The following is a 24,310-nucleotide window of genomic DNA, read 5'->3' on the forward strand; positions in this document are numbered from 1 at the left end:
CCGTGATTCCCCGTCGACGATCGCCAGGCCGCTCACGAGGACGCCTCCCTCTGCCTGTCCCTCGGATCCACGACCGCGGCCGCGGCATCGGCCACGAGCGTCACGAGGATGTAGACGAGCGCCGAGAACAGGACGACGCCCGTGACGACGGGCACGTCGCGGAGCGTGACCGCCTGGAGGAGGGTGCGCCCGAGGCCGGGCCGGGCGAAGATCGTCTCGACGACGACCGCGCCGCTGATCAGGTAGCTGAACGCCCACCCGGAGAGGTTGATCGCGGGGACGGCCGCGTGCCGGAGTGCGTGACGGAGGATGACGCCGCCGCGGGTCTCGCCGCGTGCTTTCGCAGAGACCACGAACGGCGAGGCGAGGGCGTCGAGCAGGGATTCGCGCATGACCTGCGCGAGGAATCCGGCGACCGGGATCGCGAGGGTGAGGACGGGCAGGATCGTGCCGCGCGCGTCGCCCGTGCTCACCGGGGGGAGAGCGCCGAGCCAGGTGCTGAAGAGCGAGATGAGCACGGTCGCGAGCCAGAAGTGGGGGAGGGCGGCCGCGAGGAGTTCGACGCCGCTGCCGATCGTTGCAGCGACCCGTCCACCCCTCGTCGACCAGAGGACGAGGGCGAGTGCGAGGACCCACGCCACGGCGAGTGATGCGACCGCGAGGACGAGGGTGTTCCCGAGCTGACCCCAGAGCAGTTCCGCGACGGGGGTGCGCTGCGAATACGACTGCCCGAGATCGCCGGTGAGGAGTCGTCCGAGCTGCTGCACGTACTGGACGATGAGCGGCTGGTCGAGCCCGTACTGCTCCCGGACGCGGTCGAGCGCCGCTTGCGACGCCTGCGACCCGGGACCGCCGAGGATCGCCTGGGCCGGGTCTCCCGGGATGAGCCGCACGGCGAAGAACGTGATCGTGGCGACCGCCCACAGGACGAACGCGGCGCCCGCCGCCCGCACCGCGACCCGCAGGAGGATCGGTCGGTGCGTTCGACGGACGGCCGTCGATCGTTCGGTGGCGCGGAGCGAGGTCACTCAGCCAGCCAGGCGTCCGTGAACGTCGGAGCGGACACCGTCGGCAGCGGCCGGACGCCCTGCAGCTTCGTGCTCAGCAGGAAGTGGTTCTGCTGGTCGTACAGCGGCAGCACCGTGTAGCTGTCGAGGATGGTCTGCTGCGCCTGCTTGTAGAGCTCGGCACGCTTGTCCGCGTCGAGCGTGTCGCTCGCCTGGGAAAGGATCGCGTCGAGCTTCGGGTCGTTCAGCTGCGCGTGGTTGGCGAAGTACCCGCTCGGAGCCGGCGTGATGCCTGAGGAGTCATACAGGATGCGGAGGACGTCCGGGCCCACCTTCGTGTAGGGCGCGCTCACGGCGTCGTAGGCGTTCGTCCCGAGCGCTTCGTACCAGCTCGACAGGTCGAGCGGGTCGAGCTGCACGTCGAAACCGGCCTGCTTCGCTCCCGCCTGGATCTGCTCGAAGAGCGACTGCTCGGCGGGGATCGACTGGTTGGTGCTCACGGGGAAGCGCACGGTGAGCTTCACGCCGTCCTTCGTCCGGTAGCCGTCGGCGTCCTTCGTCGTCCAACCGGCCTCGTCGAGGAGCGCGTTCGCCCGCTTGAGGTCGTAGCCGAAGAGGGACTGGTCCGAGAAAGCGGTGGGTTCAGCGCTCGAGAGCGGCGAGTACGAGCGCTTGGCGGTCCCGAAGAAGAGTGATGCGATGCCGGCGTCGATGTCCGCGGACTTCACGAACGCCTCCCTGACCTTGGCGTCGTTGAACGGCGCCTGGCCGGAGTTCAGCTCGATGCGGTTCGATGCGCCCGGGCGGGGAGCGTCGAGGTCGACGAGCGTCTTCGTCTTCTCCGCCTGGACGATCGTGTCCGGTTGGGCGTTGTCGATGATGTCGACCTCGCCGGCCTGCAACGCGGCGAAGCGCGACGCGGAATCGGGGATGAATCGCCAGGTGATCCCGGCGAGGTAGGCGGGACCCTGATGCGCGGCATCGGCCGGGGCGGAGTTGTAGTCCTCGTTGCGCGTGAGGTCCACGCGGTCCTGCTTGACCCATTTCGACACCACGAATGGTCCCGTGCCGATGGGGGCCTCGCAGTTCGCATCCATGCCCCGCGCGATGCCGGCGGGTGACTCGATCGCGTTCCAGGGCTGCGAGAGGGACTCGAGCAGGGCGCTGTCTGGTGAGCTGAGGGTGAAGCGCGCAGTGTGGGCGTCGACCGCGTCGACCTGCTTGACCTTGCCGAAGGCGAGGTAGCCGGTCGAGGACTTCGTGTCGGGGTCCTGCAGGTGTTCCACGTTCGCCTTCACGGCGGCCGCGTCGAACGGCGTGCCGTCGGTGAAGGTCACGTCGTCACGGAGGGTGAACTCCCAGACGAGCCCGTCCTCGGACGTCGTCCACTTCGTGGCGAGCCAGGGGATGATCTTCCCCGCCTTGTCCCGGGAGACGAGCGATTCGAGGAACTGGGTGGCGAGGAGCGCCTGCGGGTAGTTGCCGCCGACGTGCGGGTCGAGGCACGTCGGTTCGGCGTCACCGCTCGCGTAGACGAGGGTGCCGCCGGCGACGGGCGTGCTGGACGCGGTGGACGCCGCTGGGGCGCAGCCGACGAGGACGAGCATCGCTGCAGCGGTGCTCGCGATCGTCACGAGCGCGCGGCGAAGCGGGGGAGTTGCGAGGAGAGGGGACATGGCACGTTTCTGTCGAATTGCTGAACGTTGTCATCCAATTACTGGACGCAGTCTAGGAACCAGCATAGGGGTGGATTGATTCCCTCGCCGCCCGAGGAGGAAGGTCCTGTCCGGATAGGCTCGACGTCGGCAGGGACGGCAGCGTCGGCAGCGACGACAGGAAGGAGCCCGCGTGGCGAGCACACCACGGAGCGGCGTCGGCCGACCACGGCTCTCCTCCCAGCGCACCCTCGAGGAGGCTGCCGCCGAGCTCTTCCTCGAACAGGGCTACCCGCGGACGACCGTCGACCAGATCGCCAGTCGCGCAGGCGTCAGCCGCAACACCTTCTTCAACTACTTCGGCTCGAAGAGCGACGTGCTCTGGGTCGAGGTCGACGCGGCGCTCGACCGCCTCGACCACCACCTCGAGGACCAGTCGAGCGACGGTGGCCCCATGGAATCCCTCCGAAGCGCGCTTCTCGCCATCGCCGCGGGCACCAACGCCCAGAGCGTCCCATGGGCACTCACCCAAGCCGAACTCATGGGCACCACGGAGGACCTCCAGGCCTCCGGACTGCAACGTCTCCTCAGGCTCCAAGCCCTTCTGCGCCTCGCGATCGCCCGACGGATCGAGCGGAGCGACCCGACCCTCGCGGCGGGCGGACGCGTCGCGGACCCGTTGCTCATCACCGCGGCCGCCGGGGCGCTCGCCGGGGCCGTCGTCGCAGCCGGTGGCGCATGGGCTGCCGCAGGCGTGTCCCGCGAACGACTCGACCACTACCTCGACGTCGCCGTCGCTCCGGTCGTCACCGGATTCGAGGCGGCGCTCGCCGCATCGCGCGGCTGACGTCCCGCCCGTCCGACCGGCAGTGCCCGGATCGCCCCGACCGGCTGTACGATGGAGGGAACGACGTTGATCCGGCCATCACCGGGGAGTCCGCGGAAGAACGGTCGGGATCCCAGGATCACGGCTCAGTAGAACCGAGCGGGTCTGGCCCGTCACAGCCAATGAACAAGCGACGAATACGAGTCACCGGCCACATGGTCAGACGCATCGGTTCGTAAGCGGGGTGGTACCGCGATGGCACAGCCGTCGTCCTCGCAGGAGTTCCGAGACCTGCCAGGAGACCCATGAGCTACCCCAAATCCCGCGACGACGCCGCAGACACGGCCCGCGTTCCATCCTCTGACGACACCGCGAGCGTCTCGCCGTCGCCGAGCTTCCCCGCCATCGAGGAGCAGGTCCTCGCCTACTGGAAGCAGGACGGCACCTTCCAGGCATCCATCGACCAGCGCGAAGGCGCCCCGGAGTGGGTCTTCTACGACGGCCCGCCCTTCGCCAACGGCCTCCCGCACTACGGCCACCTCCTCACCGGCTACGCGAAGGACCTCTTCCCCCGGTTCCAGACGATGCGCGGCAAGCAGGTTCACCGACGCTTCGGCTGGGACACGCACGGTCTGCCCGCAGAGCTCGAGGCGGAACGTCAGCTCGGCATCACGGACAAGCGCCAGATCGAGGAGATGGGCCTCGCCGCTTTCAACCGGGCGGCGAAAGACTCCGTGCTCCGGTACACGGAGGACTGGCAGGAGTACGTCACGCGCCAGGCGCGCTGGGTCGACTTCGACAACGATTACAAGACGCTCGACATCACCTACATGGAGTCGGTCATCTGGGCGTTCAAGCAGCTGCACGAGAAGGGCCTCGCCTACGAGGGCTACCGCGTGCTGCCGTACTGCTGGCGCGATGAGACGCCGCTCTCCAACCACGAGCTGCGGATGGACGACGACGTCTACAAGATGCGTCAGGACCAGACGGTCACGGTCACCTTCCCGCTCACGGGCGCGAAAGCCGAGAGCCTCGGCCTGACCGCCGTTCGCGCCCTCGCGTGGACGACGACTCCGTGGACGCTCCCGACGAACCTCGCCCTCGCGGTCGGGCCGGAGATCGAGTACGCGGTCGTCCCGGCCGGACCGAACGGCACCCCGGACGCGACCGTGCTCCGCGAGGACGACGGCTCCCCGCACGCCGCGACGGAGGTGCTCGGCGGCGAATACCTGATCGCCACGGCGCTCGTCGGCAACTACGCGAAGGACCTCGGCTACGACTCCGCCGAGGAGGCGAAGGCCGCGATCTCCCGTACCGTGCTCGGCTCCGAGCTGCAGGACGTCACCTACGACCGTCTCTGGGACTACTACGCGGACGCCGAGGAGTTCGGCACGCAGAACGCGTGGCGCATCCTCGTGGCCGACTACGTCTCGACCGAGGACGGCACGGGCATCGTGCACCAGTCGCCCGCATACGGCGAGGAGGACCAGCGGGTCTGTGAAGCCGCCGGGATCCCCGTGATCGTCTCGGTGGACGACGGCGGGCGCTTCCTCCCGCAGGTCGCCGACGTCGTCGGGCTCCAGGTCTTCGAGGCCAACAAGCCGCTCACACAGCTTCTCAAGAACGAAGGGCGGCTGCTCCGCCAGGCGAGCTACGAGCACTCCTACCCGCACTGCTGGCGCTGCAAGCAGCCGCTCATCTACAAGGCCGTCTCCAGCTGGTTCATCCGCGTCCCCGACTTCAGGGACCGCATGGAGGAGCTCAACCAGGAGATCACCTGGGTCCCCGAGAACGTCAAGGACGGCCAGTTCGGCAAGTGGCTGGCAGGCGCCCGCGACTGGTCGATCAGCCGTAACCGGTACTGGGGCTCGCCCATCCCCGTGTGGAAGAGCGACAACCCAGACTTCCCGCGCATCGACGTCTACGGCTCGCTCGACGAGCTCGAAGCCGACTTCGGCGTGCGTCCGACGGATCTCCACCGGCCCTACATCGACGAACTCACGCGTCCGAACCCCGACGACCCCTCCGGCCAGTCGACGATGCGTCGCATCACCGACGTCCTCGACGTGTGGTTCGATTCGGGCTCGATGCCGTTCGCGCAGGTGCACTACCCGTTCGAGAACCGCGAGTGGTTCGACACCCACAACCCGGCGGACTTCATCGTCGAGTACATCGGGCAGACGCGAGGCTGGTTCTACCTCCTGCACGTGCTCTCGACGGCGCTCTTCGACCGCCCGGCGTTCACGAGCGTCGTGAGCCACGGCATCGTCCTCGGGAGCGACGGGCAGAAGATGTCCAAGTCGCTCCGCAACTACCCGGACGTGAACGAGGTCTTCGACCGCGACGGCTCCGATGCGATGCGCTGGTTCCTCATCTCCAGTTCCGTCCTGCGCGGGGGCAACCTCATCGTGACGGAGGAGGGCATCCGCGAGGGCGTCCGCCAGGTCATGCTGCCGCTCTGGAACAGCTGGTACTTCTTCTCGCTGTACGCCAACACGGCGGCCCCCGGCGGCTACGACGCCGAATGGCGCACGGACTCCGAGGACGTCCTCGACCGCTACCTGCTCGCGAAGACCCGTGAGGTCGTCGAGACCGTCACCGAACACCTCGAGCGATTCGACGCGACCCTGGCGACGGCGTCGCTGCGCGACTTCGCCGACGTCTTGACGAACTGGTACGTGCGTCGGTCGCGCGACCGGTTCTGGGGAGGCGTCGCCGATGGCGGACCGGGCAAGGCGGCCTTCGACACGCTGTACACGGTCCTCGAGACGATCAGCCGAACGGCCGCTCCGCTCCTCCCACTCGTCACCGAGCAGGTCTGGACGGGCCTGACCGGCGGTCGCAGCGTGCACCTGACCGACTGGCCGGACGCGTCCGCGTTCCCCGAGGACCACGCCCTCGTGCAGGCGATGGACGAGATCCGCGCCATCAGCTCGACGACGCTCTCCCTCCGCAAGCAGGCCGGGCTCCGCGTCCGGCTCCCGCTCGCCGGCCTCACGGTCGTCGTCGCCGACCCCGCCTCGCTCGCACCGTTCGAGTCGATCCTGCGCGACGAACTCAACGTCAAGCAGGTCACCTTCGTCCAGCTCACGGACGAGAGCGCCTCCGACTTCGGCATCACCTCGAAGCTCACGGTCAACGCCCGGGCGGCGGGTCCACGACTCGGCAAGACCGTGCAGCAGGCGATCAAGGGCGCCAAGTCCGGCGACTGGAGCGAGACGGACGGGGTCGTCACCGCCGGCGGCATCCCGCTCGTCGAAGGCGAGTACGAGCTCGTGATGGAGGCGGAGAACGACGTCGAGGGCGCCGCGGCGCTCGCGCTCCTGCCCGCGGGCGGCCTCGTGCTGCTCGACACCGTCCTGACCGACGAACTGCGCGCAGAAGGCTTCGCCCGCGACGTCATCCGCGCCGTGCAGGACACCCGCAAGGCCGCCGGCCTCGAGGTCAGCGACCGCATCTCCCTGGCGCTCACCTTCGCCGACCAGACGGACGCCGACAGCATCCCGGCAGCCGACGTCGTCGACATCGCCGGGGAGACGCTCGCCACGAGCCTCACCGTGACGGTCGGCGCGGCAGCGGCGACCACGGGCGTCGAGCACGTGCAGTCCTTCGAGGCCGGCAAGTTCGCCAACAGCGGCGCGTTCGTCGTCGCCGTCGTCAAGACCACCTCAGAACAGGAATTGGAGCGCGCTGATGTCTGATCCCGTCGAAGCCGCCGACGCCGTCTACCGCGAGCTGCTCGAACGGCTCGGCGAGGCGCAGCCGCAGCCGCGCCTCGGACCCACCAAACGAGCGCTCGAGCTGCTCGGCAACCCGGAATCGTCCTTCGCGATCATCCAGGTGGCGGGGACCAACGGCAAGACGAGCACGTCCCGGATGATCGAGAGCATCCTCCGCGCACACGATCTGCGGACGGGACTCTTCACGAGCCCGCACCTCGTCCGGTTCACCGAACGCATCTCAATCGACGGCGAACGCATCTCCGACGAGGCCGTCGCCCACAACTGGGACGACATCAAGCCGTACCTGAAGATGGTCGACGACGAGCTGGAAGCCGCCGGGGAACCGCGCCTGACCTTCTTCGAAGCGCTCACGGTCCTCGCCTTCGCGAGTTTCGGCGACGCGCCGGTCGACGTGGCCGTCGTCGAGGTCGGCATGGGCGGATCGTGGGATTCGACGAACGCGGCGGACGCCGACGTCGCGGTCTTCGCGCCCATCGACCTCGACCACATGCAGCGGCTCGGATCGACGATCACCGAGATAGCCCGGACCAAGGCCGGCATCATCAAGCCGGGCGCGCAGGTCGTGTCCGCTGCGCAGACCGCGGACGCGAGGCGTGAGCTCGTCGCGGCAGCCGAGGCAGCCGGCGACCCCATCGCCTTCGAGGGAGAGGACTTCGCGCTCGTGCAGGACGCCGTCGGCGTCGGCGGGCAGCTCATCACCGTCCGCGGCCGTGCCGGGACGTACCCGGAGCTCTACCTCCCGTTCTACGGCGACCACCAGGGCCGCAACGCGACGCTCGCGATCGCAGCGGTCGAAGCCTTCCTCGGCGGGGCGACCCGGCCGCTCGCGGAGACCGTCCTCGCCGAAGGGCTCGCGGAAGCGACGTCGCCCGGCCGTCTGCAGCTCATCGGCACGGAACCGACGGTCCTCGTCGACGCAGCGCACAACCCCCACGGGGCCCGCGCGCTCGTCGCAGCGCTCGGCACCTACTTCGACGTCGACGAGATCGCCTTCGTCGTCGGGATCGTGGCGGACAAGGACGCCCGTGGCATCCTCGAGACCTTCGCGCCCGCCGCATCGCTCCTCGTCATCACGCAGTCGGAGTCCGAGCGTGCGATCCCCGCCGAGGAACTCGGTCGGATCGCGGAATCGCTCGCGATCCCGGAGCTGCCGGTCTACGATCGCCTCGACGAGGCGGCGGACGTCGCGAGGCGGTGGGCAGCGGAGGGCGAGCGCAGGCTCGTCGTCATCACCGGTTCGATCACCCTCGTCGGTGAAGCGATCGAGATCGCGGCCGACCGCGAGTGGAAGGTGAAAGCATGACCGACGCCCCGAACGCACACGAGCCCGCGGACCCGGGTGAGCCGACGCCGAAAGCGCCTCGCACGCGTCCTGTCCGCACGGTGAAGCAGAGCCTCGGCTCGATCGTGCTCGGCTTCGAGATGATCGTCATGTTCCTCGGCTCGCTCGTCATCTTCGGCCTCAAAGCGGCTCCCGCCCCCGTCGCCTTGATCGGTGGCGGAATCCTCTGCCTCATCATCATCGTGACGATCCCGCTCCTGCGATTCCGCTGGGGATACTGGCTCGGCTGGGGAGTGCAAGCCGCTATCGTTGCTACCGGTTTGTTCGTGCCGATGATGTTCCTCGTCGGCGCGATGTTCGCCGCCGTGTGGGCGTACTGCATGGTGTCGGGCGACCGGATCGAGCGCCAGCAGGCGCACTACCGAGAAGTGAAGGACTGACAGTGGCTGTTGAAGAAACGCTCGTGCTCGTGAAGCCGGACGGCGTCGCGCGCAACCTGACCGGCGAGATCCTGCGCCGCATCGAGGCGAAGGGCTACTCGCTCGTCGACCTCCGTCTCGTGCAGCCGGACCGCGAACTGCTCGCGAAGCACTACGAGGAGCACGAGGGCAAGCCGTTCTACGAGCCGCTCGTCGAGTTCATGCTGAGCGGGCCCGTCGTCGCGATCCGCGTCGCCGGCAACCGCGTCATCGAGGGCTTCCGTTCACTGGCAGGCACGACCGACCCAACGAACGCCGCCCCCGGCACGATCCGTGGCGACTTCGGCCGCGACTGGGGCCTCAAGGTCCAGCAGAACCTCGTGCACGGCTCGGACAGCCCCGAGTCGGCGAGCCGCGAACTGGGCCTCTGGTTCAACTGAGCCGGGTCGCACCCGAACGCACGAACGCCCGCCGTCTGGTCTCCAGGTCGGCGGGCGTTCTGCGTGCGGCGGACGCGCTGTGCCGAACCGATCAGACGAGGGCTAAACCGCTCAGACGAGGTAGGACAGCACGTCGAGGCGCACCTGAGCGATGATCGCGATGATGAGGTAGCAGGCGAGCGTGATGACGGCGACCCACGACGAGGCGCTCGTCGCGAACCGCTTGACGCCCGCGCTCGTCGGGATCACGCCCGACTTGAGCGTGAAGAAGGTGACGGCGAAGAACGTCGGGATCGTGACCGACCACGTCACCATGCACCACGGGCACAGGGTGCCGAGCACGAAGATGCTCTGTGAGATGAGCCAGATCACGAAGCCGAGCGCGCCGGCGACACCGACGTTCAGAGCGATCCAGAACCAGCGGTGGAATCGCGCCCCGGCGAGGATCGCGACGCCGACGGCGATGGGCGCTACCCACCCGCCGAGGCCGAGGATCGGGTTCGGGAAGCCGAGCACCGAGCCCTGCCACGAGTTCAGGTTCGCCTGGCACTGCACGAGGATGCTGAGGTCGCACCCGAGCTTGCCGCCCGGGTTCTCGAGCAGGTGGAACTTCTCCACGGTGAGGGCGAAAGCCGCGATCCAGCCGATCGAACCGGCGATGATGAGGAAGATGGCGAGGCCCCTGGGGCGCGCCTCGATGAGAGGTGTTGACACGCCCCGATTGTCGCATGGGGTCCTGCGTGTCGGGCTGCAAACATGCCCCGAACAGGTGAGTCGTGCGATAATCGATCGACGCAGGTCGAGCCGCGCTCGATCGAGGTGTCACAACAGGCTTGTTGGGCAACGAGTGCCCAGGACCCGTCGGCACGAGCCGACACGACAGCTAGAGCTCGGAGAGCCGGCCGTCACACAGGATTTGCGAGCAGTCGCCTAGCGGAGGCTCGCACGAGAGAGGTACCGGAGAGTGGCGCGGCCACTGTACCGGTTGAGGAGCGCACCAGGAATGGTGAACGAGAATATCGAAGACCCGAACGCATCGGGCGAGTCGACAGAGCACGAAGACCAGGAATCGCAGGCGTTCGAGACTGCCGCGGTGGAAGCGGGACAGGGCGTCTTCGACGCCGACCTCTTCGACGTCGTGATCGAAGCCGTCGTGGAACCGGAGTCGCCGGAGACGGCGGAGGACGCGACCGAGCCGGAGGCGACGCCGGAGCCGCTCACGGCCGCTGACGCCGCAGTGGAGGAGGCCGGAGCCGGAGACGACGCGCCCTCCGAGTCGCACGACGATGCGCCCGCCGACGCGATCGTGGAACCGGTCGCGCCGGTCCGTCCGCCCACCACGGTCCTGCTGTTCCAGGCGCCGGACCTGCCTCCCATCGTCCACCGCGATGACGAGCCGGAGGAATCCGAGGGCGGTTCGTCCCGTCGCCGCACGCGTCGCCGCGCCGGCGAGGACGGCGGAGCGGGGGAGTCGAGCGAGCGCAACGTCGTCAAGGTTCGCACCCCGCGTGAACCGGAGCTCATCACCGAACCGCAGAAGGTGCGCGGTTCGACCCGCCTCGAAGCCAAGAAGCAGCGTCGTCGCGACGGCCGTGACGCTGGCCGTCGTCGTCCCGTCGTGACCGAGGCCGAGTTCCTCGCGCGCCGCGAATCCGTCGACCGCGTGATGGTCGTCCGTTCCAAGGGCGGACGCATCCAGATCGGCGTCCTCGAGGACGGCGTCCTCGTCGAGCACTACGTCGCCCGCAGCCAGGAGGCGTCGCTCATCGGCAACGTCTACCTCGGACGCGTCCAGAACGTGCTCCCCAGCATGGAAGCCGCGTTCGTCGACATCGGTCGTGGCCGCAACGCCGTCCTGTACTCCGGTGAGGTCGACTGGGCCGCAGCGGAGACGGGCAACCAGCCCCGCCGCATCGAACTCGCGCTCAAGGGCGGCGACAAGGTGCTCGTGCAGGTCACGAAGGACCCGATCGGTCACAAGGGCGCACGCCTGACGAGCCAGGTGTCCCTCCCGGGCCGCTACCTCGTCTACGTGCCCAACGGCTCGATGAACGGCATCTCGCGGAAGCTCCCGGACACCGAGCGCGCCCGCCTCAAGAAGATCCTCAAAGAGGTCCTGCCCGAGAACGTCGGCGTCATCGTGCGCACGGCGGCCGAGGGCGCCACCGAGGAGCAGCTGACGCTCGACGTCACGCGCCTCAAGTCGCAGTGGGCCGAGATCTCCCGCCAGATGGAGACCGTCCAGGCCCCCGCGCTCCTGCACAGCGAGCCCGACCTCCTCATCAAGATCGTGCGTGACGTCTTCAACGAGGACTTCCACAAGCTCGTCATCCAGGGTTCGGAAGCGCAGCAGACGATCGAGAGCTACCTGCGCGGCGTCGCACCCGACCTCCTCGAGCGCGTGGAAGCCTACGAGGGCACCGGCGACGCGTTCGCCGACTACCGCGTCACCGAGCAGATCGAGAAGGCCCTCGACCGCAAGGTCTGGCTGCCCTCCGGCGGCTCGCTCGTGATCGACCGCACCGAGGCGATGACCGTCGTCGACGTCAACACGGGGAAGTTCGTCGGTTCCGGCGGCAACCTCGAGGAGACCGTCACGATGAACAACCTCGAGGCCGCGGAGGAGATCGTGCGTCAGCTGCGTCTTCGCGACATCGGCGGCATCATCGTCGTCGACTTCATCGACATGGTGCTCGAGTCCAACCGTGACCTCGTGCTCCGCCGTCTGGTCGAGTGCCTGAGCCGTGACCGCACGAAGCATCAGGTCGCGGAGGTCACGTCGCTCGGCCTCGTCCAGATGACGCGCAAGAAGCTCGGTCTCGGACTCCTCGAGACCTTCAGCGAGCCGTGCGAGACCTGCGCGGGACGTGGCGTCATCGTGCACCACGACCCCGTCGTCAAGCACCGCCAGACGCCGCAGCCGGAACAGCGCCGCCGCGGCAAGGGTCCTGCGTCGAACGGCAACGGTTCGGCTCCGTCGGGCACCGCCGCGCAGAAGCCCGCCACGCAGACGCACGGCATCACCGATGACGCGAAGAACGCGCTCGCCCTCATCGCCGCTCGCACGCTGCACCACGAGGAGGTCGCAGCAGAGGCCGCCGCGGCCGCCGAGGGGACCGCTGAGCAGACGGCCGCTCCTTCCGAGACGATCACGATCGAGCTCCCGGAGGGGCCGACCACTCCGTCCGCGCCGCGCGAAGGCCGTCGGGGACGCCGTGACAAGCGCGAACCGCGTGAACCCCGTGAGTCGCGCGACGACCGTGGCGATCGTGCGGATCGCTCAGAACGCAACGGCCGGGGCCAGCGCGATGCTTCGCGTGAGCAGGCTCCGCGCCAGGATCAGGGCGGTTCCGACCAGAACGGTTCTGAGCGGGTCGCCGAGCAGCCCGCAGCGCAGGCGCCCATCGCGATCCTCGACATCCCCCTCACGCCGATCGCCGAGAAGCCGCGTCGTGCCGTCGTCGACACCGAGCACCTGCTCGACTCCGTCCTCGACGCCCTCCCGGAGCCCAAGAAGCCCGGTCAGGGCCGCGGCAGGAGCCGTCGTGTGTCGACGGCTTCCCTCACGGGCGGCTCGGCCATCGCGCCGACCGGCGGCGAGTCCGCCGGACGCACCGCGGAGTAGTCGGCCTGATCAGTGTTTCGGAGCGGCAGCGGCTTCCCGCCGCTGCCGCTCCGTCACGCGCAGACCGCTTCCGATGAGGCGCCGGACGAGTTCGTGCGCGTCCACCGCCTCGGCTCCGGCCGCGACGAGTGCTGCGTGGCGTTCCTCGGGAACGTCGTAGTGGTCGAGGTCGAAGGCGCGGCGGGGGACTCCGGCGCGTTCGGCGAACGCGTGGAGCTCGTCGATCGACCGGTCGCTCACGAGATGCGACCACAGCCGATCGTGCGCCGGCCAGAGCGGCGGGTCGATGAGGACGGTCATTCATCCATCTTAGGAACGGTGGCGGGAGAACGCGTCCTGCGGAACTCGAGCGGGGATGCGGTACCCCGGGGTGTTCCGGGGGAGACGCGCCGATGACGGTCGGCGGTTGCACAGGAGTCGCCGGGGTAGAATGGTTCGGTGATCCAGGGTCTGAACCGCTCCCAGCTGGTTTGACCTGACTCGCACGATGAAGTAAGCTCGACCGTTGGTGTGCACTGAGTCTTTCGGTGTTCCGCCCATGGTTTTCTGCCATCAAGGTGTCCCACGTATTCGAGCCTTTCCGTGCAGTAACTTCTAGCAACAGTCAGTCGGAGCAGTTTCGCTCCCCAAAGAACGGGTACGTAAGTGGTTTACGCAGTAGTGCGCGCCGGAGGACGGCAGGAAAAGGTCGAGGTCGGCACCATCGTGACGATGGACCAGGTCAAGGCCGCCAAGGACAGCACGATCGAGCTCCCCGCGGTGCTCCACGTCGACGGTGACAAGGTCACCACCGACGCGAAGTCGCTCGCGAAGATCACGGTCACGGCCGAGGTCCTCGAGAACCTCCGTGGCCCGAAGATCGTCATCCAGAAGTTCAAGAACAAGACCGGTTACAAGAAGCGTCAGGGGCACCGCCAGGAGCTCACGCGCGTCAAGATCACCGGCATCAAGTAAGGCATCGAGGAGAAGAACAGATGGCACACAAGAAAGGTGCGAGTTCCACTCGCAACGGTCGTGACTCCAACGCACAGCGCCTCGGTGTGAAGCGTTTCGGTGGCCAGGTCGTCGGCGCAGGCGAGATCATCGTCCGCCAGCGCGGCACCCACTTCCACCCCGGCGTGAACGTCGGCCGTGGCGGCGACGACACGCTGTTCGCACTCGAAGCCGGTTCGGTCGAGTTCGGTCACAAGGGCGGTCGCAAGGTCGTCAACATCGTGACCGCTGCTCTGTAGCTTCACGCGTTTTCCACAGGGGGCGGGCTTCGGCCCGCCTTCTGTTTTTTCTGAGCCAGTTCTGAACCCGAGAGGCCGGGACTGAGCGGTACCACGAGCAAGAGAGGGGCTGGGCGTCCATGGTCACATTCGTCGACCGGGTCACACTGCACCTGCGAGCAGGAGGCGGCGGCAACGGCTGCGTCTCCGTCAAGCGCGAGAAGTTCAAGCCGCTCGCAGGCCCCGATGGCGGCAACGGCGGACACGGCGGCGACATCGTCCTCGTCTCCGATCCACAGGTCACCACACTGCTCGGCTACCACCGCGCACCCCACCGCAGCTCCGACTCCGGCGGCTTCGGCATGGGCGACCACCGCAACGGCCACATGGGCGAGACGCTCGTTCTCCCCGTCCCCGTCGGCACGGTCGTCCGCGACGCCGACGGTGCGGAGCTCGTCGACTTCGATGAGCCCGGCATGGAGTTCATCGTCGCCCCGGGCGGCCAGGGCGGCCTCGGCAACGCGGCGCTCTCCTCGACGAAGCGCAAGGCCCCCGGCTTCGCCCTCCTCGGCACGCCCGGCTGGGAAGGCGACATCTTCCTCGAGCTGAAGACCGTTGCAGACGTCGCGCTCGTCGGGTACCCCTCGGCCGGCAAGTCGAGCCTCATCGCATCGCTCTCGGCCGCCAAGCCGAAGATCGCCGACTACCCGTTCACGACCCTGCACCCGAACCTCGGCGTCGTCGAGGCCGGCGAAGTCCGCTACACGGTCGCCGACGTCCCCGGCCTCATCGAAGGCGCGAGCGAGGGCAAGGGGCTCGGCCTCGAGTTCCTCCGCCACGTCGAGCGCTGCGCTGCTCTGCTCCACGTCCTCGACTGCGCGACGCTCGAGCCCGGACGCGACCCGCTGACCGACCTCGACGTCATCCTCGGCGAACTCGCCGCCTACCCGGTCCCGGAGGGTCAGACCCCGCTCATCGAGCGTCCTCAGCTCATCGCGCTCAACAAGATCGACGTGCCGGAGGCGAAGGAACTCGCCGAGTTCATCAAGCCGGATCTCGAAGCGCGCGGCTACCGCGTGTTCGAGATCTCCACAGTGTCCCGCGAGGGTCTCCGTCAGCTGTCGTTCGCGCTGGGTGAGCTCGTCGAGGAGAGCCGTGTCATCGCGGCCGCCGACGCCGCCAAGCCGCGCATCGTCCTCCGGCCGAAGGTCGTCGACGACTCGAAGTTCACCGTCACGGTCGAGGGCGGCACCTACGGCAACCTGTACCGCATCCTCGGTACGAAGCCCGAGCGCTGGGTCGCGCAGACCGACTTCTCTAACGACGAGGCCGTCGGCTTCCTCGCGGACCGTCTGGCGAAGCTCGGCGTCGAGGAGAAGCTCTTCAAGGCCGGCGCCGTCGCAGGCGCCACCGTCATGATCGGACCGGGCGGCGGTGTGGTCTTCGACTGGGAGCCGACCCTCACGAGCACGGCAGAACTCCTCACCGCTCCTCGTGGAACCGACGCGCGTCTCGACGCCAACAACCGTCCCACCCGCAACCAGCGTCGCGAGGAGTACTTCGGTCGCATGGACGCGAAGACGGAAGCGCGTGCGGAGCTCGAGCGTGAACGCGAAGCCGGCCTGTGGGCCGACGACGAGCCGGACACGACGACGGAGATCGTCACCTCGGAGGAGGGCGACCGGCAGTGACGGTGACGGAGCGCAGCGGCATCCGGTCAGCGACGAGAGTCGTGGTCAAGGTCGGATCGTCGTCGATCAGCGGCGACAACGCCGGCCAGATCGCAGCGCTCGTCGACGCGATCGCCGAGAGCCACGGGCGCGGCGCGGAGATCGTCCTCGTCTCGTCCGGCGCCATCGCGACCGGGATGCCGTTCCTGCGGCTGGAGAGCCGCCCGAGCGACCTCGCCACCCAGCAGGCGGCTGCGGCCGTCGGGCAGAACCTCCTCATCTACCGCTACCAGGACAGCCTCGACCGCTACGGCATCGTGGCTGGTCAGGTGCTGTTGACCGCAGGAGACCTCGAGACGCCGAGCCACCGCAGCAACGCGCAGCGGGCCATGGAGCGACTGCTCGGCCTGCGCATCCTGCCCATCGTCAATGAGAACGACACGGTCGCGACCCACGAGATCCGATTCGGGGACAACGATCGTCTTGCTGCTCTCGTCTCCGTCCTCGTCGCAGCAGACGTGCTCGTGCTCCTGAGCGACGTCGACGCGTTGTACACGAGGCCGCCGCACGAAGCCGGCGCCGTGCGGATCGAGGACGTGCCGTACGGCGACCGTCTCGACGGCGTGACGTTCGGCGACATCGGTGCCGCCGGCGTCGGAACCGGGGGAGCAGGCACGAAGGTGTCCGCGGCCCGACTCGCGGCGGAAGCAGGAACGGCCGTCCTCGTGACGTCGACCGCCAACGTGGCGGAAGCGCTGCGCGGCGAACAGGTCGGCACCTGGTTCCAGCCCGCCGGGGCCTGACAACACCGTCGTCATGCGGGAGACGGCTCCGTGCGTCGTCGCTACAATCGGAACATGTCGAACGCAGTCGTCTCAGCATCGCCCGCCGTGCCCGCCGCGCCAGTCGGACTCCCGATCGAGGAGCGCTTCGCGGCTGCCAAGCGTGCGTCGCGTCTACTGGCGCAGGCCAACGCCGGGCAGAAGAATCGGGCGCTCGTGGCGATCTCCGACGCGCTGCGTGCGCACGTCGACGACATCATCGAGGCGAATGGACTCGACCTCGCGAGCGGCCGTGAGAACGGCCTGAGCGAAGGGCTGCAGGATCGCTTGCGCCTCGATGCCGCGCGCATCGCCTCACTCGCCGACGCGGTGCTCGACGTCGTCGCGATCGTCGATCCGGTCGGCCAGGTCGTTCGCGGCAGTGTCACGCCCGACGGGCTCAAGATCGAGCAGGTCCGGGTGCCGTTCGGCGTCGTCGGCGCGATCTACGAAGCACGCCCCAACGTCACGGTCGACATCGCCGCGCTCGCGATCAAGAGCGGGAACGCGGTCGTGCTCCGCGGAGGCACCGCGGCGGAGCACTCGAACGCCGTCCTCGTCTCGCTCATCCAGGGAGCACTCGAGTCCGTCGGGCTGCCGCGGGACGCCGCCCAGACGATCGACGAGTTCGGTCGCGAGGGCGCACGAGCGCTCATGAACGCGCGCGGACTCGTGGACGTCCTGATCCCGCGGGGGAGCGCATCGCTCATCAACACGGTCGTGCAGGAGGCGAGCGTCCCCGTGATCGAGACCGGGGCCGGCGTCGTGCACGTGTTCCTCGACGCATCCGCGGACGAGTCCTGGGCGGTCGACATCGTCCGCAACGCCAAAGTCCAGCGACCGTCCGTGTGCAATGCGCTCGAAACACTGCTCGTCCACCGCTCAGCCGCCGAACGGCTGCTGCCGCCCGTCCTGTCGGCTCTCCGTGAGGACGGCGTCGTCATCCATGCGGACGCGGAAGCCCGCGCGATCTTCGCCGACGCCGTGGAAGCGACCGATGAGGACTGGTCGATCGAGCACATGTCCCTCGACATCTCCGTCCGCGTCGTGGACGACGTGGACGCGGCCATCGAGCACATCGATCGATACTCGACCAAGCACACCGAGTCGATCATCACGAACGACGTCGTCACCGCGGAACGATTCCTGAACGAGGTCGACTCCGCCGTCGTGATGGTCAACGCCTCGACCCGGTTCACCGACGGCGGCGAGTTCGGCTTCGGTGCGGAGGTCGGGATCTCCACCCAGAAGCTGCACGCGCGCGGTCCGATGGGCCTCCCCGAGCTCACGAGTACGAAGTGGCTCGTGCGTGGTTCAGGTCACGTGCGGCAGTAGTCGCTAGACTGAACACGGCGTGTCCGAACGCCACAGAAGGAGAGATCATGTCGCTTGCCGCTTCAGCGCTTGCATCCGCGGTATTCGCCGAGTCCGAGCACGCCGTCGAACTGGGCGCCCCCACGTGGGTGTTCGGGGCCGTCGCGCTCGTCGTGTTCGCGATCCTCGGCGTCGTCACGTTCAGCTACCGCGACGTCGCCAACCGTCACGCGCAGAAGTCTGCGGCCCACGATGCCCACGGCGAGCACGGTCACTGACCCTGTCAGCGTCCAGCACGCGCACGGCTGATCAGCACCCAGTGATCGCATCTGCAGCGGAATCCTCCGCGCCGGGCACTCCCGGCAGACGTGAACGCATCGGCGTGATGGGCGGGACGTTCGATCCCATCCACCACGGACACCTCGTTGCAGCGAGCGAGGTCGCACAGCACTTCGACCTCGACGAGGTCGTCTTCGTGCCGACCGGCCAGCCGTGGCAGAAGTCCGGTGTCACCGACAGCGAGCACCGGTACCTCATGACGGTCATCGCCACGGCGAGCAACCCGAGGTTCACCGTCAGCCGCGTGGACGTGGATCGCGCCGGGCCGACCTACACGGTGGACACCCTGCGGGATCTGCACCGCTCGCGGCCGGACGCGGAGCTGTTCTTCATCACGGGGGCGGACGCCGTGGCCCAGATCCTCAGCTGGAAGGACGTCGCGGAGGTGTGGGACCTCGCACACTTCGTTGCTGTGAGTCGTCCGGGACACGACTTGAATGTTTCGGGTTTACCACAGCACGACGTAAGCTTGTTGGAAGTTCCGGCCCTAGCGATATCGTCGACGGATTGCCGGAGCCGGGTGAGTAAGGGCTTTCCGGTCTGGTATCTGGTTCCCGACGGTGTCGTGCAGTACATCACCAAGCACCACCTGTATCGGAGTGAAGTTTCATGACCGCGTCGCCAGAGAACGCGCCCGTCACACGGCGTCAGGCCAGGGAGACCCAGCAGACCGTTGGCGCGCCTCCTGAGGCCGTCGAATCGACGGAGGCCGAGGCTCCGCGCCGTCGTCGTGCCTCCACCACGGAACCCGTCGCCGGCGGCAACATCCCCGATGTGGCCCCGCAGCAGGACGCTCCGGCACCGTCTGCGCCCGTGACGCCTGCAGCTCCTGCAGCGGCTTCGAGTCCTGCCCCATCAGGCACCTCCACCGGTGGCATGACGCGTCGTCAGCTCCGCGAACTGGAGCGTACCGGCTCGCTCGAACGGCCCGTTCTGACGCCCGTCGCGCCTCCGGTCGAAGAGGTGGCGCCTCCCGTCGCGCTCCCTCCGCGTCAGACCCCTGTCGCCCCGAAGCCCTCGGCCCCGGCGAAGCGTGCACCGAAGCCCGCTCCGTCGAAGCCGGAACCGATCGTGCCGCCGAAGCAGCAGGCCGCCAAGGCGGCTGTCGCGCCCACGGGCACGCCCATCGCGCCCGTGCCACCCGTCGTCCCCGCGGACGCCACGCCGTCGCGACCCCGCGAGACCGTGGCAGGCACGACGACCGCCGCCGGAACGACCCCTTCCGCCATGCCCACCGTCGCCGAACAGGCGACCGGCGGACGCGCTGCGGAGCCGACCGGTTCGATCTTCGACGTCTCCGACCGTGACGACATCTCCGAAGACCCCGCATCCACGCTCTCCAAGGGCTTCGGCCGCGACTCGATGCTCGTCGCGGCACTCGAGGCCGAGAAGGCTCAGGCCGAACAGGACGTCGCGTTCGAGGAACTCCTCGGCGCAGGCATCACCGCGACTGGCTCGGTCACGACCTCGTCGCTCATCATCCCCGTCGCGCCGGAACAGGCGACCCCTGGCGCCACATCGAACACGACCGGTGAGATCCTCATCACGGGTTCGATCGAACTGCCCCGCGGGCTCGGCGCATCCGGCCAGGACCCCAACCACTTCGACGGTGCAGACGTCGACAAGCTCTTCGAGTCCGACGAGATGCCCGCCTCCGTCACAGCGGCGTCTCCCGTCTCGGCCAGCAAGGCTGTCAGCAGCCACGGCAATGCACGCGACGTCGTGCCGGCCACCACGAATCAGAGCAACAAACTGCTGATGACCTTGGCGATCGCCGCAGCGGTGCTCGCCGCCGGCGTGCTCGCCGTGCTCGTCATCGGATACTTCAGCGGGGCGTTTTGATCCCGTCACACCACGATCCGGCGCGTGACCACGCGTCGGCAGAGGAGCGCACCACATGACCCTGGCCGACAACACGATCGAGATCGTCCAACGCGCAGCGACCGCCGCCGAGTCCAAGGGCGGCGACGACCTCATCGCCCTGAACGTGTCGGGTCCGCTGCCCTTCGTCGACGCCTTCCTGCTGGTGACCGGCCGCAGCGAGCGGAACGTCATCGCCATCGCGAACGAGGTCGAGGACCAGCTGAACCAGGCCGGCACCAAGACGCTTCGCCGCGAGGGCAAATCGGAGGGTCGTTGGATCCTCCTCGACTTCGGCGAGGTCGTCGTGCACGTCTTCCACGAGGAGGAGCGCGTGTATTACTCGCTCGAGCGCCTCTGGAAGGATTGCCCGGTCCTGCCGCTCACCTCGAGTGAACCGCAGCCGGTCCAGTAATTCGATCATCCAGCATCGGGTTCTGCGCCGAAGTGGTCAAAACCACCTCCAGGATGTAGTAATCTAGATGAGTTGCTTCCGCGCGAGCGGGAACAATCTGGGTCTGTGGCGCAGCTGGTAGCGCACCTGCATGGCATGCAGGGGGTCAGGGGTTCGAGTCCCCTCAGATCCACCCAGAGTGAACAAGGTCCAACCGATTTCGAGCTTTTCGAACACGGTTGGGCCTTCTTCGTTAAGCCACGTTTCGTTCAGCCACGCGCTCTGCGGGCCCGCGGTCGCGACGCCGCCGACGGAAGGAATCGCACGCCGTCATGATGGGTGTCACGCATGCGACGAGCGGTGCCGCGGCGTGGATCGCCGTCACCGGGACGATGCCGTTGCTCGTCACCGAGCTGCATCCGCTTGATCCCGTCGCGGTCATCGTCGGCTCGTTCGTGTGCTCCGGTGCGGCCCTGTTGCCCGATGCGGATCACCACAGCGCGACGATCTCGCATTCCGTGCCGGTCCTCGGCCGTCTCGCGACCGGCGTGGTCGGAAGTGTCTCCGGCGGACACCGCCACGGTGCGCACTCACTCGTCGGCGCCGTCATCGTTGGCTTCCTCGCATGGGCGCTCACCCTGCTGACGCTGACGACGGACCACCTCGGCACGTTCTCGATCGGGACGGCACTCGGGGCCGCCGCACTCGTCTGCTTCGCCGTCAAAGCGCGCGCGGTCGTCCGCAGCTGGTCGGCGGCCTGGATGCTCGGCGGGATCGTCGGTCTCGCCGTCGTGCTGCTGGCTCCGGGCAGTGTCGAGTGGTTCCCGGTCGCGGTGGTCCTCGGCTTCCTGGCCCACCTGGTCGGCGATCTGCTGACCACGGGCGGACTGCCGGGCCTGCTCTGGCCCATCAAGCCGCGGCCGCCGAGAAGGCTCCGCCGCACGCCGGTCCTCAACCGCATCTGGCTGCCGAACGGCTACATCGCCGTCCCGCTGCTCGGGAATGCCGGCTCGATCCGTGAAGCCGTGCTCGGCATCGTCCTCGCGGCCTACGTGTTCGCGGGGCTCGGGTACGAGTCGTTCCGCGCATTCGGCGTCGATGTGACGGCGTTGTTCTGAGATCGCGGTACGGGTCTCGCCACGCAAGCCGTGGCAGCATGGGGTGATGGCGACCTCGATCCTCCTCATCTCGGACACCCATCTGCCGAAACGCGCGAAGGCTCTTCCAGAGGTCGTGTGGGATGCGATCGACACCGCCGACCTCGTGGTGCACGCGGGGGACTGGGTCGACGTGCCGACGCTCGACGCCATTGAGGCACGCGCGAAGCGTCTCGTCGGCGTCGCGGGGAACAACGACGGGCCCGAGTTGCACGCTCGACTTCCCCTCGTCAACCGGTTCGAGGTGGAGGGGCTGCGGTTCGCCGTCGTGCACGAGACCGGGGGAGCAGCGGGGAGGGAGACGCGCGCCATGGCGGAGTACCCCGACACGGACGTGCTCGTGTTCGGACACAGTCACATCCCGTGGGACACGACGGCGTCATCGGGCCTCCGACTGCTGAATCCGGGCTCGCCGACGGATCGTCGCCGGCAGCCCGTCTGCTCGATGATGACGCTCGTCGCGGACTCCGGCGCCGTGAGCGAGGTGCACCTCGTGGAGGTCTCCCGCTGAGCACGCCCGACTCAGTCTCCGAGAGCCGAGTCAGAGGCCATTCGCCACGAACACGGCTTCCGCGCGGTCCCTCATGACCTCGTCGTCTTCTTCCGACGTGTAGATCGCCTCCAGGAGCTGCGTCGTCGCGGGATCGAGCTGTTCGTAGCGTCGTCGCCACCGCTCCGCGTCCTTCCGCCAGTACGCCATCGTCTGCCAACGCGCGGTCGGCAGTCGCAGGGTGTGGCGGAGGCGGGATCGGATCGTCCGCATCTGGGAGGCCTCGCCGGAGAACCAGACGTAGCCGATGCCGTCCCGTTCGGTCAGCGCTCGGACCGCTTCGGGAAGGTCGGCCGCATCCGGGCCGTCGTGGGAGTCGGCCCTCGCGAGGCCGCGGGAGCCGTGCATCCAGACGATCCGGTCCTGGGGGCGATGGGCGAGCACGTGCTCGTCGTCCTCGCCGACGTCGATGACCGCCGTGATCGGCGGATCGTCCGGGCGATCCGCGTGGAACTCGAGGATCCGCGCGATGGCGGGGAGCGCCGTCGCATCGCCGACGAGCGCGATCCAGTCCGTGTCCGCGGGAGGTGTGTGGTGTCCGCGCGGTTCGCCGAGCGCGATCGTTTCACCCGGGGACGCGTTGAGAGCCCAGCTCGCGGCGGGACCGTGGCCGTGGAGCACGAAGTCGATGTCGACGGTGTGCGCCAGTGGGTCCCACCGTCGGATCGAGTAGTACCGCGTCGTGATCTCGGCGGACGGCTCCGCGGCGGTTCCCTCCGCCGTCTCGACGAGCAGGGATCGTACCGATGCCGCCGGGGCGCCCGCGGTCGGCAGCAGCAGGGTGACGAACTCGTCGGGGCGGCCGGACGAGACGAAGGCGTCGAGGTCGAGCACTGCATGGTCCGGTTCCGCGGACTGCTCCGCAGGGCCGAGCGTGACCCGCATCATCCGGCTGCTCAGTCGGTGCGTCGTGATGACCGACGCGAGATACCAGATCGGCCGCTCAGAGCTTCGCAAGCACGGATCCTTCGAGTTCGTGCAGCCACTCGGTCGCCGTGACGTAGTCGGTGATGCTCGTGCGGAGGCCGAAGACGTGGTGCTCGGTCGAGACGGGGAGCCTCGTGAACAGCTCGTTGTCGAGGACGTCCTGGATGCCGGGCACAAGACTGCCATCGGCGTTCAGCGGGTGGATGGCGACCGTGACGCCGCCGAAGACACTGCCGATCTGCTCGAACGGGTATGAGCTGTAGCCGGCATCCGATTTCTGGTCGGGAACGCTGCTGCCCGGCTTCAGGCCGACCTCGTTGACGACGAGGTTGCCGATCGAGCCGGTCGGCTCCTGGATCGAGAACTGCCCGGGGCCGTCGCCCAGGGAGAAGTGCACCCACGTGTTGTTCGCGATGACCTCCGCGTAATCGGTCTTGAGCTTCGTGAGGGTCTCGGTGTACGTCGTGCGCGCCTGCTTCCACGCGTCGGTCTTCCCGACGGCCTCGGCGAGCTGCTCCGTGATCGTCGCCCAGTCACCGCGGCTGTCACCCTTGGCGATGACGGTCGGCGCGATGCTCGACAACCGCTTGAAGGTGTCCGCGTCGATCTCGTCGGCGTCCCCGACGATGAGGTCGGGCTTGATGGCGGCGATCGCTTCGAACTTCGACTCGCCGTACGAACCGATCGTCGGGACGCCCTTCACGAAGTCCTGCTGCGCTGTCGTGAACTCCTTGATCCACTTCCCGTAGTCCTGCGTTCCCGCTGGCGTCACACCGAGCGACATGAGCTGCCACGGGGTGTCGTAGGAGGCAGCCACGACGCGCTTGGGCGCGACCGGCACCTCGACCGTGCCGTACGTCGTCTCGATCGTGTGCATGGGGACGTCTGCGCTGGTCGACGCTCCCGCAGACGTGCCGCACGCGGACAACAGGGCGGCGGACAGGACGACGCCGATGCCGGCGGAGAGAGTGCGGACCACGCGCGTGAGTGCGGGGGAGTGAGGGGATCTGGGCACGGCGAACTCCATCGAATGAGGTAAGGGTTACCTAATTGTGTCGAGTGCTCAAGGG

At 68.2% G+C, this 24,310-nt stretch carries 23 protein-coding genes and 1 tRNA gene; 18 read left to right on the forward strand and 6 right to left on the reverse strand.

The features are described 5' to 3' along the window. Positions 1-32 precede the first annotated feature (32 nt). Positions 33-1,028, reverse strand: a complete 996-nt coding sequence (locus ACQ3HB_RS05920; protein WP_430918628.1) for an ABC transporter permease — start codon at positions 1,026-1,028, stop codon at positions 33-35. After that, on the reverse strand, positions 1,025-2,683 hold the full coding sequence (locus ACQ3HB_RS05925; protein WP_430918629.1) for an ABC transporter substrate-binding protein: 1,659 nt from the start codon (positions 2,681-2,683) through the stop codon (positions 1,025-1,027). Before ACQ3HB_RS05925 ends, ACQ3HB_RS05920 begins: the two co-directional genes overlap by 4 nt. Before the next feature lie 172 nt (positions 2,684-2,855). Here ACQ3HB_RS05925 and ACQ3HB_RS05930 point away from each other — a divergent pair, with 172 nt between their 5' ends. The 5 genes from ACQ3HB_RS05930 to ndk all read left to right on the forward strand — a co-directional run bounded on the left by ACQ3HB_RS05930 (position 2,856) and on the right by ndk (position 9,372). Then, a complete protein-coding gene (locus tag ACQ3HB_RS05930; protein WP_430918631.1) occupies positions 2,856-3,509 on the forward strand; it encodes a TetR/AcrR family transcriptional regulator in 654 nt (217 codons plus the stop codon). 284 nt (positions 3,510-3,793) lie between these two features. Beyond that, on the forward strand, positions 3,794-7,189 hold the full coding sequence (gene ileS / locus ACQ3HB_RS05935) for an isoleucine--tRNA ligase (protein ID WP_430918633.1): 3,396 nt from the start codon (positions 3,794-3,796) through the stop codon (positions 7,187-7,189). Continuing rightward, on the forward strand, positions 7,182-8,534 hold the full coding sequence (locus ACQ3HB_RS05940) for a bifunctional folylpolyglutamate synthase/dihydrofolate synthase (RefSeq protein WP_430918634.1): 1,353 nt from the start codon (positions 7,182-7,184) through the stop codon (positions 8,532-8,534). The genes ileS and ACQ3HB_RS05940 overlap by 8 nt, the downstream gene beginning before the upstream one ends. Continuing rightward, positions 8,531-8,953 carry a DUF4233 domain-containing protein gene (locus ACQ3HB_RS05945; RefSeq protein ID WP_430918637.1) on the forward strand — a complete coding sequence of 141 codons (423 nt, stop codon included), beginning with the start codon at positions 8,531-8,533 and terminating at the stop codon, positions 8,951-8,953. The genes ACQ3HB_RS05940 and ACQ3HB_RS05945 overlap by 4 nt, the downstream gene beginning before the upstream one ends. 2 nt (positions 8,954-8,955) lie before the next feature. Beyond that, the gene (gene ndk / locus ACQ3HB_RS05950; protein WP_430918639.1) at positions 8,956-9,372 is read left to right on the forward strand and encodes a nucleoside-diphosphate kinase; all 417 of its coding nucleotides are present in this window, start codon (positions 8,956-8,958) and stop codon (positions 9,370-9,372) included. A gap of 111 nt (positions 9,373-9,483) precedes the next feature. Here the strand turns inward: ndk and ACQ3HB_RS05955 are convergent, their stop codons facing one another. Beyond that, entirely contained in the window at positions 9,484-10,086 is a 603-nt protein-coding gene (locus tag ACQ3HB_RS05955; protein ID WP_430918640.1) for a vitamin K epoxide reductase family protein, read from the reverse strand. A gap of 289 nt (positions 10,087-10,375) precedes the next feature. On the opposite strand from ACQ3HB_RS05955, the gene ACQ3HB_RS05960 reads away from it, so the two are divergent. Further along, positions 10,376-12,997 (forward strand): Rne/Rng family ribonuclease, encoded by a 2,622-nt coding sequence (locus ACQ3HB_RS05960; RefSeq protein WP_430918642.1) that lies wholly within the window; start codon positions 10,376-10,378, stop codon positions 12,995-12,997. A 9-nt stretch (positions 12,998-13,006) separates the two neighbouring features. Here the strand turns inward: ACQ3HB_RS05960 and ACQ3HB_RS05965 are convergent, their stop codons facing one another. Continuing rightward, positions 13,007-13,297, reverse strand: coding sequence for a DUF4031 domain-containing protein (locus ACQ3HB_RS05965; RefSeq protein WP_430918644.1), 291 nt, complete (start codon positions 13,295-13,297; stop codon positions 13,007-13,009). A 345-nt stretch (positions 13,298-13,642) separates the two neighbouring features. Here ACQ3HB_RS05965 and rplU point away from each other — a divergent pair, with 345 nt between their 5' ends. The 12 genes from rplU to ACQ3HB_RS06025 all read left to right on the forward strand — a co-directional run bounded on the left by rplU (position 13,643) and on the right by ACQ3HB_RS06025 (position 22,274). Then, positions 13,643-13,951, forward strand: coding sequence for a 50S ribosomal protein L21 (gene rplU, locus ACQ3HB_RS05970; RefSeq protein WP_430918646.1), 309 nt, complete (start codon positions 13,643-13,645; stop codon positions 13,949-13,951). 20 nt (positions 13,952-13,971) lie between these two features. Further along, positions 13,972-14,229 (forward strand): 50S ribosomal protein L27, encoded by a 258-nt coding sequence (rpmA, locus tag ACQ3HB_RS05975; RefSeq protein ID WP_430918648.1) that lies wholly within the window; start codon positions 13,972-13,974, stop codon positions 14,227-14,229. Positions 14,230-14,348: 119 nt separating this feature from the next. Continuing rightward, positions 14,349-15,899: a GTPase ObgE gene (obgE, locus tag ACQ3HB_RS05980; RefSeq protein ID WP_430918650.1), complete on the forward strand. Its 1,551-nt coding sequence runs from the start codon at positions 14,349-14,351 to the stop codon at positions 15,897-15,899. Then, positions 15,896-16,681 (forward strand): glutamate 5-kinase, encoded by a 786-nt coding sequence (proB, locus tag ACQ3HB_RS05985; RefSeq protein ID WP_430918652.1) that lies wholly within the window; start codon positions 15,896-15,898, stop codon positions 16,679-16,681. Before obgE ends, proB begins: the two co-directional genes overlap by 4 nt. Before the next feature lie 54 nt (positions 16,682-16,735). Next, entirely contained in the window at positions 16,736-18,034 is a 1,299-nt protein-coding gene (locus tag ACQ3HB_RS05990; RefSeq protein ID WP_430918654.1) for a glutamate-5-semialdehyde dehydrogenase, read from the forward strand. A 47-nt stretch (positions 18,035-18,081) separates the two neighbouring features. Next, positions 18,082-18,291: a hypothetical protein gene (locus ACQ3HB_RS05995; protein ID WP_430918656.1), complete on the forward strand. Its 210-nt coding sequence runs from the start codon at positions 18,082-18,084 to the stop codon at positions 18,289-18,291. A gap of 44 nt (positions 18,292-18,335) precedes the next feature. Next, a complete protein-coding gene (gene nadD, locus ACQ3HB_RS06000; protein ID WP_430918920.1) occupies positions 18,336-18,965 on the forward strand; it encodes a nicotinate-nucleotide adenylyltransferase in 630 nt (209 codons plus the stop codon). After that, on the forward strand, positions 18,962-20,194 hold the full coding sequence (locus ACQ3HB_RS06005) for a hypothetical protein (RefSeq protein WP_430918658.1): 1,233 nt from the start codon (positions 18,962-18,964) through the stop codon (positions 20,192-20,194). Before nadD ends, ACQ3HB_RS06005 begins: the two co-directional genes overlap by 4 nt. Before the next feature lie 55 nt (positions 20,195-20,249). Further along, positions 20,250-20,627 carry a ribosome silencing factor gene (gene rsfS / locus ACQ3HB_RS06010; protein ID WP_430918660.1) on the forward strand — a complete coding sequence of 126 codons (378 nt, stop codon included), beginning with the start codon at positions 20,250-20,252 and terminating at the stop codon, positions 20,625-20,627. 99 nt (positions 20,628-20,726) lie between these two features. Next, positions 20,727-20,799, forward strand: a tRNA-Ala gene (locus ACQ3HB_RS06015). A gap of 139 nt (positions 20,800-20,938) precedes the next feature. After that, entirely contained in the window at positions 20,939-21,724 is a 786-nt protein-coding gene (locus tag ACQ3HB_RS06020; RefSeq protein ID WP_430918663.1) for a metal-dependent hydrolase, read from the forward strand. A gap of 46 nt (positions 21,725-21,770) precedes the next feature. Continuing rightward, on the forward strand, positions 21,771-22,274 hold the full coding sequence (locus tag ACQ3HB_RS06025; RefSeq protein WP_430918665.1) for a metallophosphoesterase family protein: 504 nt from the start codon (positions 21,771-21,773) through the stop codon (positions 22,272-22,274). A 30-nt stretch (positions 22,275-22,304) separates the two neighbouring features. Here the strand turns inward: ACQ3HB_RS06025 and ACQ3HB_RS06030 are convergent, their stop codons facing one another. Both ACQ3HB_RS06030 and ACQ3HB_RS06035 read right to left on the reverse strand, forming a co-directional pair. After that, positions 22,305-23,270 (reverse strand): siderophore-interacting protein, encoded by a 966-nt coding sequence (locus ACQ3HB_RS06030; protein WP_430918667.1) that lies wholly within the window; start codon positions 23,268-23,270, stop codon positions 22,305-22,307. Continuing rightward, entirely contained in the window at positions 23,257-24,255 is a 999-nt protein-coding gene (locus ACQ3HB_RS06035) for an ABC transporter substrate-binding protein (RefSeq protein WP_430918669.1), read from the reverse strand. The genes ACQ3HB_RS06030 and ACQ3HB_RS06035 overlap by 14 nt, the downstream gene beginning before the upstream one ends. Positions 24,256-24,310: the final 55 nt, after the last annotated feature.

The sequence above is a fragment of the Plantibacter lichenum genome (genome assembly GCF_050587525.1).
Classification (GTDB): domain Bacteria; phylum Actinomycetota; class Actinomycetes; order Actinomycetales; family Microbacteriaceae; genus Plantibacter.